Here is a 14,815-nt window from a genome sequence, read left to right on the forward strand (position 1 = left end):
GGTCGGGCCGGTCAGTCCTCCGGTCGGAGGACGTGCATGCGGTGGGCCGCGCGGGTGAGGACGACGTAGAGCACGCGCACGCCGCCGGGGGACTCGGCGACGATCTCGTCGGGGTCGAGGACGACCGTCGCGTCGTACTCGAGGCCCTTGCTCGACAGGGGGTCGACGAGGACGAGTCGCGCGCCGAGGCCGGGGGCGATGTCCTCGGCCGCGGCGACGAGATCCGCCATCGACGCGGCCCAGCGGGCGGGGGCGATGATCGCGATGCTGCCGTCGACCTCGTCCGCGAGCTCGGCGACGTGCGTACGTACCGTCGCGTCGAGGCTGTCGGCGGGCACGGTGACGTCGACGGGATCGACCCCGGTCTCGCGCACTGCCGCGGGGATGTCGGCGTCGGGGACGTGTTCGCGCACGACCTTCTCGGCGTAGGCGAACACCTCCTTGGCGTTGCGGTAGTTCGTCGCCATGTGGAAAGCCCGTCGCGGTGCGCTGCCGAACGCCTCCTCTCGGGCCTTCTCGGCCTCGTCGAGGTCCTCCCACGAGGCCTGGGCGAGGTCGCCGACGACGGTCCAGCTCGCCCACCGGCCGCGCCTCGCGAGCATCCGCCACTGCATGGGGAAGACGTCCTGGGCCTCGTCGACGAGCACGTGCGCGTACTCGCTCGGGCGGCCGACGTGCCCCCGGAGGAGGACGTCGCGGGCGTCGCCGTGGGTGAGGTGACGCGTGGGGGTGAGCGCCGAGTGGGCGGGCGCGTTACGTTCGGGCACCCCGACCCGCAGCGAGCGCTGGGCCTCGAGCTCGTCGAGCTCCTCGATCTCGAAGAAGCCGCGTTCGACGGGCATCTCCTTGACCTCGCCGAGGCGTGCGTCGAGGTCGTCGACGAGGGCGACGTCGGCGACGGACCACGTACCGGTGTCGAGGGTGGCCTGCAGAGATGCGGCGAGGACGTCGGCCTCCGCCTCCGTGAGGACCCCGCGGGAGCAGCGCCGGGCGCGGCGCGCGTCGGCGAGCCACAGGAGCACCTCGCGCGGGTCGACAGGACGCCACCATGCGTGCATGAACGCCTCGACGTCGCGGTGGTCGACGAAGGTCGCGATGAACTCCTCGCGGTCGACGTCGCGGTCCTCGGGGCGGCGCGCCTGCGTCCACGCGTCGGCGGCGAGGGCGAGGACCATCGCGTCCTGGGAAGAGTTGCGGTGGTGGCGGCGGAGCACCTGGGAGCGCACCCGGTCGAGGCGTCGGCGCTCGAGGCGGACGGCCCGCCCGGAGACCATCGCGCGGAGCGTGTCGGGGGCGCCGGGGATCGTGTCGCGGGCCGCGCGGGCGAGCACCCGGCGGATGCGCAGGGAGCCCTTGACCGCCGCGGCCGAGGGTGGGTCGAGGCGCCCGGCGGTGCAGGCGTCGACGACGTCGCCGAGGGCCCGCAGCGCGACGGAGTCCTCGCCGAGGGAGGGCAGCACACGCTCGATGTAGGCGGTGTACGCCGCGGACGGGCCGACCACGAGGACACCGCCGCCCTCGAACCGGCGACGGTCGCTGTAGAGGAGGTAGGCCGCGCGGTGGAGCGCGACGACGGTCTTGCCCGTGCCCGGGCCGCCGGTGATCTCGGTGACGCCGCGTGCGGGCGCGCGGATCGCCTCGTCCTGGTCGGCCTGGATGGTGGCGACGATGTCGCGCATGTGGGCGCTGCGGCTGCGGCCGAGTGCGGCCATGAGGGCGCCCTCGCCGAGGACGACGAGGTCGTCGGGGGCGTCGGCGACCATGAGGTCGTCCTCGGCACCGATGACCGTCTCGCCCCGCGACCGGAGCACGCGGCGCCGGAGGACGCTCTGCGGGTCGACGGGCGTGGCCCGGTAGAAGGGGGATGCCGCCGGTGCACGCCAGTCGATGACGAGGGGTTCGTAGTCGTCGTCGCGGACGCCGAGACGGCCGACGTAACGGACCTCCCGACCGTGGGAGTCCTCCATGTCGAGACGGCCGAAGACGAGGCCCTCGTGCTGACGTTCGAGGTCGTGGCGTCGCTGGCCGGCCCGGAAGACGAGCGCGTCGCGGGCGAACAGTCCCGAGACCTCCTCGTCGCGGATGTCGCCGGTGCGATCGGTGCGGCCGCGGGACATGCCCTCGATCTCGACGAGCCTGGCCCGCTCCCCGGCCTTGCGCAGTTCGGCGTGGACGCGGTCGACGTGCGCCTGTTCGACGGCGAGTTCCCGCGCGAGGCTCTCGGCGGCCGCCTCGTCGGACGGGACGTCGCCCCGCCCCGTGTCGTCACCGGTCACGACGCCATCGCTCACTGAATCGCCCATCCCGTCGGCAGTGCGGTCTGTGCGCCACGGCCGCGGCGCGAGCACTCCACTCTAGTGGGGCCGGGGTGGTGGGGGCGCCTCAGATCCATCCGCGCCGCGCGGCGAGCACTCCGGCCTGGAACCGGGTGGAGGCGCCGAGCCGCGTCATGAGGGCGCGGACCCGCCGCTCGATGGTGCGCTGGGAGAGGCCCGTCTGGGTGGCCATGGTCGCGTCGGTGGCGCCGGCGGCGAGCATCGAGAGGATGAAGGCGCTGTCGCGGTCGAGCTCGCCGATGCTGTTCCACGCCATCGGGCTCGCGAGCTGCCACCACGTCTCGCACAGGCACCGGAGGGCGAGGACGAGTCGCCGGTCGTGGACGAGGAGCGACCCGGCGCCGGAGGTGTCGAAGGAGGTGAGGTCGACGACGGCGATGTGGTCGTCGGCGCCGACGACGGAGAAGGGCAGATCGGTGAGGAACCGGCTCTCCTCGCCGCTCTCGGCGCGGGCCCGGAGGATCTCGCCGGCGCGGGGATGGCGGAGCATGCGGCCGTCGAACGTCGTCCGGCGCCGCAGCGGGGCGCCGTCGCGGGTGAGGAGGCGGCGGCGGTGGCGGTCGGGGTCGGTGCCGAAGAGGTGTGCGGTGCGGGGCGAGTCGTCGTGTGCGGACCAGATCTCCTGCGTCGCCGCGTCGGTGACCCCGCGTTCGGCGGCGGCGAGCTCCTCGGTGTTGCGGAGGAGGGTGAGGCCGGGGGCCTGTTCGGCGTCGGTGAGGCGGGAGCGGTGGTACTCGTGGGTGAGGTCCTCGGCGGCGTCGCGGAGGAAGGACGCGCGGGTCTCGTAGCTCGCGGCGAGGGAGAAGAGCGCGAGCTCGGGCGGGATGGCCTCCCAGGCGTCGGGCCCGGTGGGGCGCAGCAGGCCGTGGTGGGTGAGGAACGCGGTGGCGGCGTCGATCGCGTCGGCGGGGACGTCCGCGGTGATCATCTGTCGACGGGTGATGCCGGGGGTGCGGACCGCGAGGAGGTAGAGCCTCGTCGCGACCCGGTCGAATCCGTCGTCGAGCGGCAGGGGGACGGTCACGTCCGGTGCTGCGGCCACGTAGGGGGCGGGGGCGTCGTCACGGCGGACGTCGTTGCCGGCGGGGCCCGACGATGCGGTGGTGGCGGTGTCACCACCGCCGCCGTCGACGGGCGTGGCGGTGGTGGTGGCGCCGGCAGTGGCGCTGTCCTGGGTCATCTCATCCCCCCGGCTGAGGCTGTCGGCGACGGGAGGTCGCCCCTCGTCTCGGGGTGACGTCGCCTTCGAGCGCACCCTAGCCGCCGCGCGCGCGTGTGGGTGGGACGACGCCGCCGAGTGTCGATCGGCTTGTGCAGCAAGGTATTCCGTGGCTCGGGTGGGGTTGTCCCCTCGACCGGGTGGGGGGTGTCGGTGGGAACGCCTAGGCTGGGGGCCGTGAAGGTCCTCGTCATCGGTAGCGGTGCCCGTGAACACGCCCTCGTCGTCGCCCTCTCGCGCGACCCGCAGGTGGGGGAGGTGCTCGCCGCCCCCGGGAACCCGGGCATGGCCCAGCTCGCCACCTGTCTCGAGGTCGAGGCCACCGACCCCGACGCCGTCGCGGCCCTGGCCGTCGAGCACGGCGTGGACCTCGTGGTCGTCGGCCCCGAGGCGCCCCTCGTCGCCGGGGTGAGCGATGCCGTGGCCGCCCGCGGGATCCCGTGCTTCGGACCCACGGCCCGCGCCGCGCGCCTCGAGGGCAGCAAGGCGTTCGCCAAGGAGGTCATGGAGGTCGCGGGCGTCCCCACGGCCCGTGCGCGGGTGTGCACGACGGTGGACGCGGCGATGGAGGCGCTCGACGAGCTCGGTGCGCCCTACGTCGTCAAGGACGACGGTCTCGCCGCCGGCAAGGGCGTCGTCGTCACCGAGGAGCGCACGAAGGCGCTCGCGCACGCCGTCCAGTGTCTCGAGCGGCCCAGGGCCGCGGGTGAGGACGAGACGCGCGTCGTCATCGAGGAGTTCCTCGACGGCCCCGAGATCTCCCTCTTCTGCCTCACCGACGGGCGCACCGTCGTACCGCTCGCCCCGGCGCAGGACTTCAAGCGGCTCTGCGACGGCGGCCGTGGCCCCAACACCGGTGGCATGGGTGCGTACTCGCCCCTCGACTGGGCGCCGCAGACGCTCACCGAGGAGGTCGTCTCGACGATCGCTCAGCCCACCGTCGACGAGATGCGCCGCCGGGGCACCCCGTTCGCGGGGGTCCTCTACGTCGGCCTCGCGCTCACGGGCCGTGGTCTGCGAGTCGTCGAGTTCAACGCCCGGTTCGGCGACCCGGAGACGCAGGTCGTCCTCGCCCGCCTCCGCACCGGTCTCGGCGGGGTGCTCCTCGCCGCGGCCCGGGGGGAGCTCGCCGAGATCCCGCCGCTCGAGTGGTCCGACGACGCGGCGGTCACGGTCGTCGTCGCGGCTCGCGGCTACCCCGAGGCCCCCCGAAAGGGCGACCCCGTCGTCATCGGCGAGGTCGGTGACGCGGAGATCCTTCACGCCGGTACGCGACAGAGGCCCGACGGGCTCGTCACCGCCGGCGGGCGCGTGCTCTCCGTCGTCGCCACGGGGCCCGACCTCGCGGCGGCCCGGGCGGCCGCATACGACGCCGTCGACGCCGTCGACATCCCCGGCAGCCGCCACCGCACCGACATCGCGCTCGCCGCGGCCCAACACCGCATCGTCCTTCCCGGTCAGGAGCAGGCATGACTCACAGCGACGCTCCTGAGGGGGCCCTCGACCTGCCCGGGTACGCCCGGGTCTACTCCGGCAAGGTGCGGGAGCTGTACGCCCCGCTCGACGCCGACGGCACCCCGTCGGAGGAGGTCATCCTCCTCGTCGCGAGCGACCGCATCTCTGCGTACGACTACGTGCTCGATTCCGTCATCCCCGACAAGGGGCGGGTGCTCACCCAGCTGTCCCTGTGGTGGTTCGAGCAGTTCGCTTCCCTCGTGCCCGACCACGTCCTCTCCACCGATGTGCCGGCCGAGGTCGAGGGGCGCGCGATCCTCGTGCGTCGCCTGCCGATGCTCCCCGTCGAGTGCATCGGGCGCGCCTACCTCACCGGCAGCGGGCTCGCCGAGTACCGCGAGCGCGGGTCGGTGTGCGGCGTCGAGCTGCCCGAGGGGCTCACGGAGGCGTCGCCGTTTCCCGAGCCGATCTTCACGCCGACGACGAAGGCGCCTCTCGGCGAGCACGACCAGCCGATGACGTACGCGCAGGTCGAGGCCGAGATCGGCCCGGAGCTCGCCGCGGCCGCCCGCGACATGACGACGCGGATCCTCGCCCTCGGCAACGAGATCGCCGCGGAGCGGGGCATCCTCATCGCCGACACCAAGGTCGAGTTCGGTGTCCGCGACGGCGGACTCGTCCTCGCCGACGAGGTCCTCACGCCCGACTCGTCGCGGTTCTGGCGCGCGGCGGAGCACGAGGTGGGCCGTCCCCAGACCTCCTACGACAAACAGTACGTGCGCGACTGGCTCACCTCCCCGGAGTCCGGCTGGGACCGTGGGTCGGGCGAGGCGCCGCCGGCCCTCCCACAGGACGTCGTCGACGCCACGCGGGCGACGTACGTCACCGCTTACGAGGCGATCACGGGCCGGTCGTTCGACTGATCGACGGGTCGCCCGCCACGGCGGGAGTCCCGGTCGGTCCTCGAACGCCGTCCGCGCCGTTAGGCTGGAAGGACCGACCGCAGAGTGTGAGGGGATCGTCGTGGGAAGCGTCGTCGTCGATGTCATGCCCAAGTCCACCGAGCAGGATCCGCTGGGTCGTGCCGTCACGAACGAGGCAGCATCGCGGGGCTTCTCGGGCATCGTGCACGTCCGTCAGGGCAAGCGTTTCGTCGTCGCCGTCGAGGGTGACGTCACGCAGCAGACCCTCGCGCTCGTGCGCCAGTTCGCCGAGAAGTCCCTGGTGACGCCGGAGGTCGACGAGATCGTCTCCGTGCGTGAGGCCGGTGACGCCACCGACCTCGACGACGACGTCGACACCGACTGGGACGACATGCCCGACTACTGGGGTGCCGGTGACGCCGTGCCCGTCGAGGCCGGCGAGCACGAGCCGCGCCCCGTCCCCGCCCACCACGAGATCGACGAGACGATGCTCGGGCACGTCGAGGCGGGGTCGTACTACGGCCGCGCCGACGACGTGAGGAGCTGACGCTCCGACGCGGCCTCCGCACCGTCCATGAGGGCCGATCCCGGCAGCAGCCGGGGTCGGCCCAGTGTGTGTCCGGGGGAGGCGCGGGCCGTCGTGCCAGGTGTGTCGATGGTCGATCGCAGGATCTCGCCGGGTTCGTCGTCCCCGGCCCCGTCCGACCCGATCCTCTCCTCGTCCCTGCGCTCAGCGCACGCGCCAGTGGCCGGGGTCGGGTGCGGTGGGGGAGGGCATCGGGTCGGCTGCGGTGAGCGGTGAGGCGCTGCGGGCCCAGCGGGCGACGTCGTGGCGGACGCCGGTGGGGAACGGCAGCCGCCGGAGTCGCCGTTCGAGCTCGACGGTGTCGATCTCGGCCGCGCTCCCGACGAGGACGACGTTGCCGTGGCGACGCCCCTTGAGGACGTCGTGGGTGGCGATGAGGGCCCGGTGGGGCAGGCCTGTCCGTCCGAGGCCGGCGGCGACCCGGGCGACGTAGCGCATCCCCGGCTCGTCGGAGAGGTTCGCGAGGAACACTCCGCCGGGGGTGAGGACACCCGCCGCGGCGGTGAGGAACTCGACCGTCGTCACGGCCGCGGGCACGCTGCCGCCCGCGAAGGCGTCGAGGACGACCGCGTCGGCGCTGCCCGGCTTGAGGTCGGCGACGCCTGCTTCCCCGGTCGTGGGCCGGACCCGGATGCGGTGCCCGCGGGGGAGGGGCGCCTCGCGGCGGACGGCCTCGGTGAGGTCGGCGTCGGGTTCGAGGACGATCTGCGGCGACCCGGGCCGCACGTGCTCGACGTACCGGGCGAGGGTGAGGCCGGCGCCACCGACGTGGGTGACGGCGAGGCGCTGCGGCGGCGGGGGTAGGAGGAGGTCGAGGCACGCCGCGAGGTGGGCGACGTACTCGAACACGAGGAACTCGGGATCGTCGGGCACGTGGGACTGCGGATGACCCCCGACGAGCACGCTCACGCCGTACTCGTCGCGGACGAACTCGGCCATGCGTGTCTCCTTCGCCGCGGTGCTGCGGGCACGCTATCGCGCCGTCGGTGTGTGTCCCGTCCGTCCGGCGGGTCTTCGTGGTGCGGGCGCGCGCCGCACCGTGCCCGACCCCTCCTGGTGCGGCGCAGGCGCCGTGCCCCGTCCTGGCCGTGCCGCGCCTGCCGTGCGTCGCCGCCGGCCCGGCGCCGACGCGGTCGACACCGGATGTTCACCGTCGAGGGCGGCCTGTGGGGCCTCGGCTCGTCCGGCACCTCTGGGCGGGGGAGGAGAGGGCACCGCGTGGATCCCTGCGGCGCCGGCGTTCGCGGCGTCGGCGTCCTCTCGGGCGTCGGCCTCGTCGGCGCCGGGCTCGCGCTCCTCGTCGACGGTGTCCACGTGGGACGGGCGGGCTCGCCCTCGACCCTCGTCGACCGGGGCCCTCGGGCCGTCGCCCGACGGCTCGACCCGGCTCGACACGGGCACGGTCGGTCGGGGGAGGATGAGGCCATGCCCCGCAGGATCCGACCCGCCGACGGCGACGCCGCCCTCGCCGCCTGGCGCACCGACCACGACGCCCCGCGTACGGTGCGGGCGACCGCCGTCCGCTATTCCCTCGAGGAACTCGCCGAACGCTCGCCCGGGCACTCCGTCGAGGTGCGCGTGCCGCCGTTCGGGGCGGTCCAGTGCATCGAGGGGCCGCGACACCGCCGCGGCACCCCGCCCGCCGTCGTCGAGACCGACGTCGACACGTGGCTACGGCTCGTCGTCGGCGAACTCACGTGGGCCGAGGCCCTCGCCGGGGGCACCGTGCGTGCGAGCGGGGAACGCGCGGCCCTCGACACCCGTCTCCCCCTCTGGCCCGCGCGCCGCTGACCACCCGCCGCTGACCACCCGCCGCTGACCTGCCGCCGTCCTCCGGATCCGGGCGGGTCTCGGGCGCCTCGCGTCGTCGTCGCGTCCGGGCCGGGAGCTCTCGGCGACGGTCCGTCGCGCCCGGCCGGGAGCGTCCCGACCGCACGGCTGCACTAGCGTGAGCCCCATGCCGAGCACCGCACCGACGCCCGAGTCGCGCCCCGTCGATCCCACCGAGGAGACGGTCGGCGCCACCGAACGCCCCGCCTCCGCCGAGGCGGACGCCTCGTTTCGCCCGGCCCACGCGGCGCGCATGCCGCGTCGCCACGTCGTCTCGGTCGACTGGGTCGCGTTCATCGGCACCGGTGTCGTCCTCGGGTTCGTCCTCGGCGGCCTCGCGCACCTTTTCGGGCCGGCGGCTCAGGTCGGCGGCATGGCGTACGGGTTCCGCACGTCGCTGCTGTTCCTCGCGACCTTCGGGGCGATGATCGGGGCCATGCTCGGCGCGTTGACCGGCGTGATCGCCGACGCGGCCCTTCAGCGTCGCGCGCGACGTTGAAATCCCGCGTCGTCGACGTGCTCACCCCGCCGTGATCGTGGTCGTGCCATCGGTGTTCGTGCAGCCGGTCGGTGCCGGCCCGACCGTGTGGAAGACTGGGCGCCGTGCGACGCGGTGACGGACGGTTGAACCACGACATCCTCCCCGGCGAGGCTGGCCCCCAGGACGCGTGTGGCGTCTTCGGCGTCTGGGCTCCCGGCGAGGAGGTCGCCAAACTGGCCTACTACGGCCTTTACGCGCTGCAGCATCGCGGGCAGGAGTCCGCCGGTATCGCGGCGAGCGACGGCCATCGCGTGCTCGTCTACAAGGACATGGGCCTCGTGAGCCAGGTCTTCGACGAGACGAGCCTCGCGCAGCTCACCGGCCACGTCGCCATCGGTCACGCCCGGTACTCGACGACGGGCGGCAGCACGTGGGAGAACGCCCAGCCCACGCTGAGCGGCGATCAGGACCACACGATCGCGCTCGTGCACAACGGCAACCTCGTCAACGCACCCGAACTGCGCGACATGCTCGACGGCTCCTCCGAGGCCACCCGGCGAGGCGAACTGAGCCGCGGCAACACGAGCGACACCGCCGTCGTCACGGCGCTGCTCTCGCAGAGCACCGGTGAGGACCTCGAGGAGCGTGCGCTCGAGGTGCTGCCGCACGTGCGCGGCGCCTTCTGCTTCGTCTTCATGGACGAACACACCCTCTATGCGGCCCGCGACCCGCAGGGCATTCGTCCGCTCGTGCTCGGGCGACTGGAGCGGGGCTGGGTCGTCGCGAGCGAGACCGCGGCGCTCGACATCGTCGGTGCGAGCTACGTGCGTGAGGTCGAGCCGGGCGAACTCGTCGCCGTCGACGAGGACGGCCTGCGCACTCGCCGGTTCGCCGAGGCGCGTCCGCGCGGCTGCGTCTTCGAGTACGTCTACCTCGCGCGGCCCGACACGACGATCAACGACCGCGGCGTCTACGAGTCCCGCGTCGAGATGGGTCGCACCCTCGCCCGGGAGCATCCCGTCGAGGCCGACCTCGTCATGCCGACGCCGGACTCCGGCATCCCCTCGGCCATCGGGTACGCCGAGGCGTCCGGCATCCCCTACGGGCAGGGCCTCGTCAAGAACGCCTACGTCGGCCGCACGTTCATCGCGCCGAGCCAGACGATCCGTCAGCTCGGCATCCGTCTCAAGCTCAACCCGCTCCGCGACGTCATCAAGGGCAAACGGCTCGTCGTCGTCGACGACTCCATCGTCCGCGGCAACACCCAGCGGGCCCTCGTTCGGATGCTTCGCGAGGCGGGCGCGGCCGAGGTCCACGTGCGGATCTCCTCCCCGCCGGTCACGTGGCCGTGCTTCTTCGGCATCGACTTCGCCTCCCGCGCCGAGCTCATCGCCACGGGTCTCGGCGTCGACGACATCTGCCGCAGCATCGGCGCCGACAGCCTGGGGTACATCTCCGAGGGGGGCATGATCGAGGCCACGCGTCAGCCCCGCGAGCGGCTGTGCACGGCGTGCTTCACCGGCGAGTACCCGATGGAGCTGCCCGGCGATGTGACGCTGGGCAAGCACGTCTTCGAGTCCGGCGCGGCCACCACGCCGCTGTTCCCGGGCAATCCCGACGCCTCGGTCGTCGCGACCCCGGCGCAGGACCACGTCCGCACCGGCACGGCCACCGTCCAGTCCGCGGAGGACGTCCTTGGTGCGAAGGCCGCCTTGGCGCGTCCCCACCCCACCGATCAGGAGCACCACGCATGACCGACGAGGCCCTCACCTACGCGTCCGCCGGCGTCGACGTCGAGGCCGGTGACCGCGCCGTCGAGCTCATGAAGGCCTCGGTCAAGCGCGCGCAGCGGCCGGAGGTCCTCGGCGACCTCGGCGGATTCGCGGGCATGTTCGACGCGTCCGCGATGCGTGACATGCGGCGTCCCGTCCTCGCGACGAGCACCGACGGCGTCGGCACGAAGGTCGCCATCGCCCAGGCGATGGACGTCCACGACACGATCGGGTTCGACCTCGTCGGCATGGTCGTCGACGACATCGTCGTGTGTGGCGCGGAGCCGCTGTTCATGACCGACTACATCGCCTGCGGCAAGGTCGTCCCCGAGCGCATCGCCGCGATCGTCTCCGGCATCGCCGCGGCGTGCGAGAAGGCAGGGGTCGCGCTCGTCGGTGGCGAGACCGCCGAACACCCCGGGCTGCTCGGCGTCGACGAGTACGACTGCGCGGGCGCCGCGACGGGCGTCGTCGAGTACGACGATGTGCTCTCCCCCGAGCGGGTGCGGGCCGGGGACGTCGTCCTCGCCCTCGCCTCGAGCGGGTTGCACTCCAACGGGTACTCGCTCGTGCGGGCCGTCTTCTCCCGCGCCGGGTGGGGCTACGACCGCCACGTCGACGAGTTCGGTCGCACGCTCGGCGAGGAGCTCCTCACGCCCACGCGGATCTACGCCAAGGATTTGCTCGCGCTCATCCGTACGGAGGGCGTCGACGTCCACGCCCTCAGCCATGTCACCGGCGGTGGTCTCGCCGCCAACCTCGCCCGCGTCCTCCCCGCGGGGGTGCGGGCGGAGGTCGATCGCGGCACGTGGACCCGCCCGGCCGTCTTCGACGTCGTGCAGGAGGTGGGGAACGTACCCACCGCCGACCTCGAACGCACCCTCAACCTCGGCGTGGGCTTCGTCGCCGTGCTGCCCGAGGAACAGGCCGACGCCGCGCTCGCCCGGTGCGCCGAGCTCGACCTCCCCGCCTGGGTCGCCGGCCGCATCGTCGACGACGAGACGCCGACGCGTCCCGACGCCGAGGTCGTCCAGGGCGCCAAGGGCGTCGACGGGGGCGCGGTACAGGTCGTCGGGACCCACCGGCGCTGATCCGGCACGGACGAGGCGCGAGACGCACGAACACCGCGTGACGAGGTGATCGTCACGCGGTGTTCGAGGTTCGTCGTTCGAGGTGCATCGCCGCCCCACCCGCGGGGAGAACGCGTCTCGCCGTCCGGGAGCCCGTGCCGCGGACCGTGCCCGGACGAGGATCGGGTCCGCGGGGTCGACGAGTCACGACGTCGACGCGTCTGCGGTGACACCGCGCCCGGAACGGGCGGGTGAGGAGAGGTCGACGACCTCAGCGCTCGAAGGTGCTCCAGTCGTCGTCGGCCTCGTCGCCGTGGTCGTCGCTGTCGACCTCTCGGTCTCCGCGATCCGACTTGGAACCGCGGAGCTCACGCTCAAGCGCTCGTAGGTCGGTGTCGGGGCTGAAGTACTTCAGCTCGCGAGCGACCTTGGTCTGCTTGGCCTTAGCTCGGCCGCGCCCCATGGCGTCGACCCCCTCACGCGTCTGCCGGGCGGCATCACGACGACCGGGCACCCTCACGGGGGAGGCGTACCTGGCCGTCACGGAGCGGCTCCGGGAATGTCATTTCTTCGTGGGGCCTACGGTACATGGCGAACGCGGGATCGGAGAACCGGCGTGGTCGACTCGCAGGCCCGACGGTGCGGGCGTCGTCGAGAACGATGGACGTCCGTACGAATGCGGCGTCGATCGGCTCGAAGACCCGCTCGTGCCGGTGGGGAGCGTGACCGCTTCGGCCACATCGAGGAGGCCCCGGCGCAGGCGGGGGGCGTTACGCTGAAACGGTTCACTCGACGCTGAGCAGCATGCGTGGAAGGCACATCGATGGCACACCTGCACGAACCCCATGCCCCCGACGACGAACTCATGACCCCCGCCGAGGTGGCCGCGTTGTTCCGCGTAGATCCCAAGACCGTGACGAGATGGGCCGTCGCCGGCAAGCTCCATTCGCTGCGCACGCTCGGGGGCCACCGCCGGTACCGCGCCTCGGAGGTCCAGGCGCTGCTCGCGCAGGCGTCCTCCCGCGGCTGAGCCCCGGCTGAGCCCGCGCCGGACCCGCCCCCCGTCGCAACGACCCGGCACGATCCCGCACACGCCGGCACGAGCCGCGCGCGTCGCACGTCGGGCTGCGTCCCTCGACGGCCACGCCGTGATCGGTCCGTCGCGACCGTTCCTGCGGCGGGTGTCGGCTCCGACCCGACGGCGGTCGTGCCGGTGTCCGTCCCGCGGTCGACGAGGTCGGCGGTGCCACGCTCGTCCTGCGCCGGGTGCCCACGTCGTCGGATGACGGCATCCACCGGCGCCCGCCGAGGCTCACGCCCCCGGTGTCCGGAGGTGGGGCCCCGGGCGGGCACCGAGGCCCGGCATGCAGAAGACCGGCCCACCCCCGAGCAGGGGGTGGGCCGGTCTTCTGGGCGCAGGTCGTGGCCCCGGGCGTCAGCGAGCGGACTCGGAGCCGTCCTCGCCACCGCCGGTCTCGACCGTGTCGTCACCCTTGCCGCGCATCCTTTCGGCCAGGGCCGCCGCCGCTCCCGGTTGTGCGTGGGAGGCGGCCTGGTTCGCCTTCTGCAGATCGCGATAGATCTCCTCACGGTGGATGTCGACGTCGGACGGCGCCTTGATCCCGATGCGCACGGTGTCGCCGTTCACTTCGAGAACGGTCACCACGACGTCGTGGCCGATGAGGAGGCTCTGCTGAGGGCGTCGGGACAGGACCAGCACGGCGGTTCCTTAGGGGTGAGGGGAGCGAGGAACGTTGTGCGGCAAGGCTACAAGCTCAATCGAGCTGAAGCGTGGCGCGCAGCGGCAGATCCTGGTCGGTGAGGACGATCTGCGCGGCCTCCTTGGTGTGGCGGTTGACGACCACCGGGGCGAGGAGGTTCGCCGCGGGCTGCTCGCCGTCGACGCCGAGGTTGACGAGGAGGAGGACGAGTGCGTCCTCGGGGGACTCGAGGCCGAGTCGACCCGCGGTGTCGGGATCGATCGACGGCGAGTACTCGGGGAAGAACGGGCTGGGCGCGATGACGACGAAGCCCATGTCGGGCATGTCGAGGCACTGCATGTCGTAGAGCCCGCCCGGGCCGGCCGAGAGGCGGAAGTGCTGGGCGAGCGGAAAGCCCACGAGACCCGAGGGGAGGCTCAGGACGACGCTCTCCACCTGCTCGGTAGGCGTGGTCGGAGTGCTGGTCGTGGTCATGTGGTGAAACCCCCAGAGTGGAAGTGAGATCAGGACTTCTGGTCGAACAGATGGCGCCCCGCCCCGCCGGCGCGTGCACCGCTCGCGGTGTACGTGGTCGAGGAGGCCTGGGACGCGTGATTGAACCGATCGAGGGTCTCCTGGACCGCCCGATAACTCGCCTCGAGCATCGCGCTGTTGGAGCGGCTCAGGAGCGAGAGCTCCTGGGTCGCCTTGGTCAGCGCGTCGCGATGCTCCTCGAGGACGTCGTCCCACGGCGGAGGTGCCGCGGCGGCGATTTCGGAGAGGGGGGTGTCCTCGGCCAGCCCGAGCAGCTCGCACACGGGACCGACATCGACGGCACGCATGAGTTCGGCCTCCCGCATCTCACCGATGACGATCTCGATCTCACGGGTCGACCGACCCATCCATCGCGTCCTGCCGGTCTCGATCAGGACGTGTTGGACCTCAAGCCGGTAGGTCAGGAGCTCGAGGAGCTCCTGGATCCGCCACAGGCCTGCGGAGAGATTCGAAAGTGCGCCCGATGCGGCGTCGGAGGGCCCGGTCACGCGTACCTCAGCTCGTTCACGCTCATCCCATCGACACCTCTTCTGGCCAGGTGAGAGTTTCATCGCGATTGGGCGCCGGAGTCGTCGTTCTCACGAGTGCGCGCACCCGCGCGGGCGTGCGTTGCGAACGGTGGGAAAGACCCTCGTAGTCGATCGAGCGACCGTTCTGAACGCCCGACCGGCAGGCCTCGAATTTGTTCAGAAGGGATTCGACATGCATCTAAGCGGACGTCCGAGCCACTGAGAAATGATGCGTCACGGGCCTCTCACCTGCAGGTTTGTTGAACGTACTGTCGAGTTGTGAACGGCGGAGCGCCTTTCTAGCGTGTGCAATGTGACCGCAGGACCAGGTGTGTGGAGAGGTGGAGGCGACATGGCCGATCAGGCGAGGCAGGTGAAT

At 72.6% G+C, this 14,815-nt stretch carries 15 protein-coding genes; 8 read left to right on the top strand and 7 right to left on the bottom strand.

From position 1 onward, the window contains the following. Window positions 1-11: 11 nt before the first annotated feature. The gene (locus MOPEL_RS12450) at window positions 12-2,303 is read right to left on the bottom strand and encodes a HelD family protein (protein ID WP_141631343.1); all 2,292 of its coding nucleotides are present in this window, start codon (window positions 2,301-2,303) and stop codon (window positions 12-14) included. 79 nt (window positions 2,304-2,382) lie between these two features. After that, window positions 2,383-3,516, bottom strand: a complete 1,134-nt coding sequence (locus MOPEL_RS16140) for a helix-turn-helix transcriptional regulator (RefSeq protein WP_009483223.1) — start codon at window positions 3,514-3,516, stop codon at window positions 2,383-2,385. Between the two features lie 216 nt (window positions 3,517-3,732). Here MOPEL_RS16140 and purD point away from each other — a divergent pair, with 216 nt between their 5' ends. From purD to MOPEL_RS17360, 3 genes are all read left to right on the top strand, one after another. Then, window positions 3,733-5,028, top strand: coding sequence for a phosphoribosylamine--glycine ligase (gene purD / locus MOPEL_RS12460; protein WP_009483224.1), 1,296 nt, complete (start codon window positions 3,733-3,735; stop codon window positions 5,026-5,028). Beyond that, window positions 5,025-5,933 carry a phosphoribosylaminoimidazolesuccinocarboxamide synthase gene (locus MOPEL_RS12465; protein ID WP_009483225.1) on the top strand — a complete coding sequence of 303 codons (909 nt, stop codon included), beginning with the start codon at window positions 5,025-5,027 and terminating at the stop codon, window positions 5,931-5,933. The genes purD and MOPEL_RS12465 overlap by 4 nt, the downstream gene beginning before the upstream one ends. Before the next feature lie 100 nt (window positions 5,934-6,033). Beyond that, entirely contained in the window at window positions 6,034-6,480 is a 447-nt protein-coding gene (locus MOPEL_RS17360) for a phosphoribosylformylglycinamidine synthase subunit PurS (RefSeq protein WP_009483226.1), read from the top strand. Window positions 6,481-6,663: 183 nt separating this feature from the next. Here MOPEL_RS17360 and MOPEL_RS12475 read toward each other — a convergent pair whose 3' ends face one another. Then, the gene (locus MOPEL_RS12475; RefSeq protein WP_009483227.1) at window positions 6,664-7,458 is read right to left on the bottom strand and encodes a spermidine synthase; all 795 of its coding nucleotides are present in this window, start codon (window positions 7,456-7,458) and stop codon (window positions 6,664-6,666) included. 486 nt (window positions 7,459-7,944) lie between these two features. Here MOPEL_RS12475 and MOPEL_RS12480 point away from each other — a divergent pair, with 486 nt between their 5' ends. The 4 genes from MOPEL_RS12480 to purM all read left to right on the top strand — a co-directional run bounded on the left by MOPEL_RS12480 (window position 7,945) and on the right by purM (window position 11,693). After that, on the top strand, window positions 7,945-8,310 hold the full coding sequence (locus MOPEL_RS12480) for a sterol carrier family protein (protein ID WP_040634485.1): 366 nt from the start codon (window positions 7,945-7,947) through the stop codon (window positions 8,308-8,310). Between the two features lie 166 nt (window positions 8,311-8,476). Beyond that, a complete protein-coding gene (locus MOPEL_RS12485; RefSeq protein ID WP_040634468.1) occupies window positions 8,477-8,848 on the top strand; it encodes a hypothetical protein in 372 nt (123 codons plus the stop codon). A 104-nt stretch (window positions 8,849-8,952) separates the two neighbouring features. After that, window positions 8,953-10,584 (top strand): amidophosphoribosyltransferase, encoded by a 1,632-nt coding sequence (gene purF, locus MOPEL_RS12490; RefSeq protein ID WP_083841853.1) that lies wholly within the window; start codon window positions 8,953-8,955, stop codon window positions 10,582-10,584. Beyond that, complete coding sequence (gene purM, locus MOPEL_RS12495) at window positions 10,581-11,693, top strand: phosphoribosylformylglycinamidine cyclo-ligase (protein ID WP_009483231.1); 1,113 nt, start codon at window positions 10,581-10,583, stop codon at window positions 11,691-11,693. Before purF ends, purM begins: the two co-directional genes overlap by 4 nt. 250 nt (window positions 11,694-11,943) lie before the next feature. Here purM and MOPEL_RS12500 read toward each other — a convergent pair whose 3' ends face one another. Beyond that, a complete protein-coding gene (locus tag MOPEL_RS12500) occupies window positions 11,944-12,135 on the bottom strand; it encodes a DUF3073 domain-containing protein (protein WP_009483232.1) in 192 nt (63 codons plus the stop codon). A gap of 360 nt (window positions 12,136-12,495) precedes the next feature. Between MOPEL_RS12500 and MOPEL_RS12505 the strand changes: the two genes are divergently transcribed. Continuing rightward, entirely contained in the window at window positions 12,496-12,702 is a 207-nt protein-coding gene (locus MOPEL_RS12505) for a BldC family transcriptional regulator (protein WP_009483233.1), read from the top strand. A gap of 405 nt (window positions 12,703-13,107) precedes the next feature. Here MOPEL_RS12505 and csrA read toward each other — a convergent pair whose 3' ends face one another. The 3 genes from csrA to MOPEL_RS12520 are packed head-to-tail and all read right to left on the bottom strand — an operon-like array spanning window position 13,108 to window position 14,478. Continuing rightward, a complete protein-coding gene (csrA, locus tag MOPEL_RS12510) occupies window positions 13,108-13,392 on the bottom strand; it encodes a carbon storage regulator CsrA (RefSeq protein ID WP_009483234.1) in 285 nt (94 codons plus the stop codon). Between the two features lie 55 nt (window positions 13,393-13,447). Further along, a complete protein-coding gene (gene fliW / locus MOPEL_RS12515; protein WP_009483235.1) occupies window positions 13,448-13,867 on the bottom strand; it encodes a flagellar assembly protein FliW in 420 nt (139 codons plus the stop codon). Window positions 13,868-13,896: 29 nt separating this feature from the next. Continuing rightward, a complete protein-coding gene (locus MOPEL_RS12520) occupies window positions 13,897-14,478 on the bottom strand; it encodes a flagellar protein FlgN (RefSeq protein ID WP_141631344.1) in 582 nt (193 codons plus the stop codon). Window positions 14,479-14,815: the final 337 nt, after the last annotated feature.

The organism is Mobilicoccus pelagius NBRC 104925 (assembly GCF_000247995.1).
Lineage (GTDB): Bacteria > Actinomycetota > Actinomycetes > Actinomycetales > Dermatophilaceae > Mobilicoccus > Mobilicoccus pelagius.

What these genes read in the sequence shown, in the direction of transcription:
- MOPEL_RS12480 (WP_040634485.1), top strand. Translation starts at nt 7,945, where the DNA reads ATGCCCCGCAGGATCCGACCCGCCGACGGCGACGCCGCCCTCGCCGCC.
- purM (WP_009483231.1), top strand. Translation starts at nt 10,581, where the DNA reads ATGACCGACGAGGCCCTCACCTACGCGTCCGCCGGCGTCGACGTCGAG.
- MOPEL_RS12450 (WP_141631343.1), bottom strand. Translation starts at nt 2,303, where the DNA reads ATGGGCGATTCAGTGAGCGATGGCGTCGTGACCGGTGACGACACGGGG.
- MOPEL_RS12505 (WP_009483233.1), top strand. Translation starts at nt 12,496, where the DNA reads ATGGCACACCTGCACGAACCCCATGCCCCCGACGACGAACTCATGACC.
- MOPEL_RS16140 (WP_009483223.1), bottom strand. Translation starts at nt 3,516, where the DNA reads ATGACCCAGGACAGCGCCACTGCCGGCGCCACCACCACCGCCACGCCC.
- MOPEL_RS12475 (WP_009483227.1), bottom strand. Translation starts at nt 7,458, where the DNA reads ATGGCCGAGTTCGTCCGCGACGAGTACGGCGTGAGCGTGCTCGTCGGG.
- MOPEL_RS12485 (WP_040634468.1), top strand. Translation starts at nt 8,477, where the DNA reads ATGCCGAGCACCGCACCGACGCCCGAGTCGCGCCCCGTCGATCCCACC.
- MOPEL_RS12465 (WP_009483225.1), top strand. Translation starts at nt 5,025, where the DNA reads ATGACTCACAGCGACGCTCCTGAGGGGGCCCTCGACCTGCCCGGGTAC.
- fliW (WP_009483235.1), bottom strand. Translation starts at nt 13,867, where the DNA reads ATGACCACGACCAGCACTCCGACCACGCCTACCGAGCAGGTGGAGAGC.
- MOPEL_RS12520 (WP_141631344.1), bottom strand. Translation starts at nt 14,478, where the DNA reads ATGAAACTCTCACCTGGCCAGAAGAGGTGTCGATGGGATGAGCGTGAA.
- MOPEL_RS12500 (WP_009483232.1), bottom strand. Translation starts at nt 12,135, where the DNA reads ATGGGGCGCGGCCGAGCTAAGGCCAAGCAGACCAAGGTCGCTCGCGAG.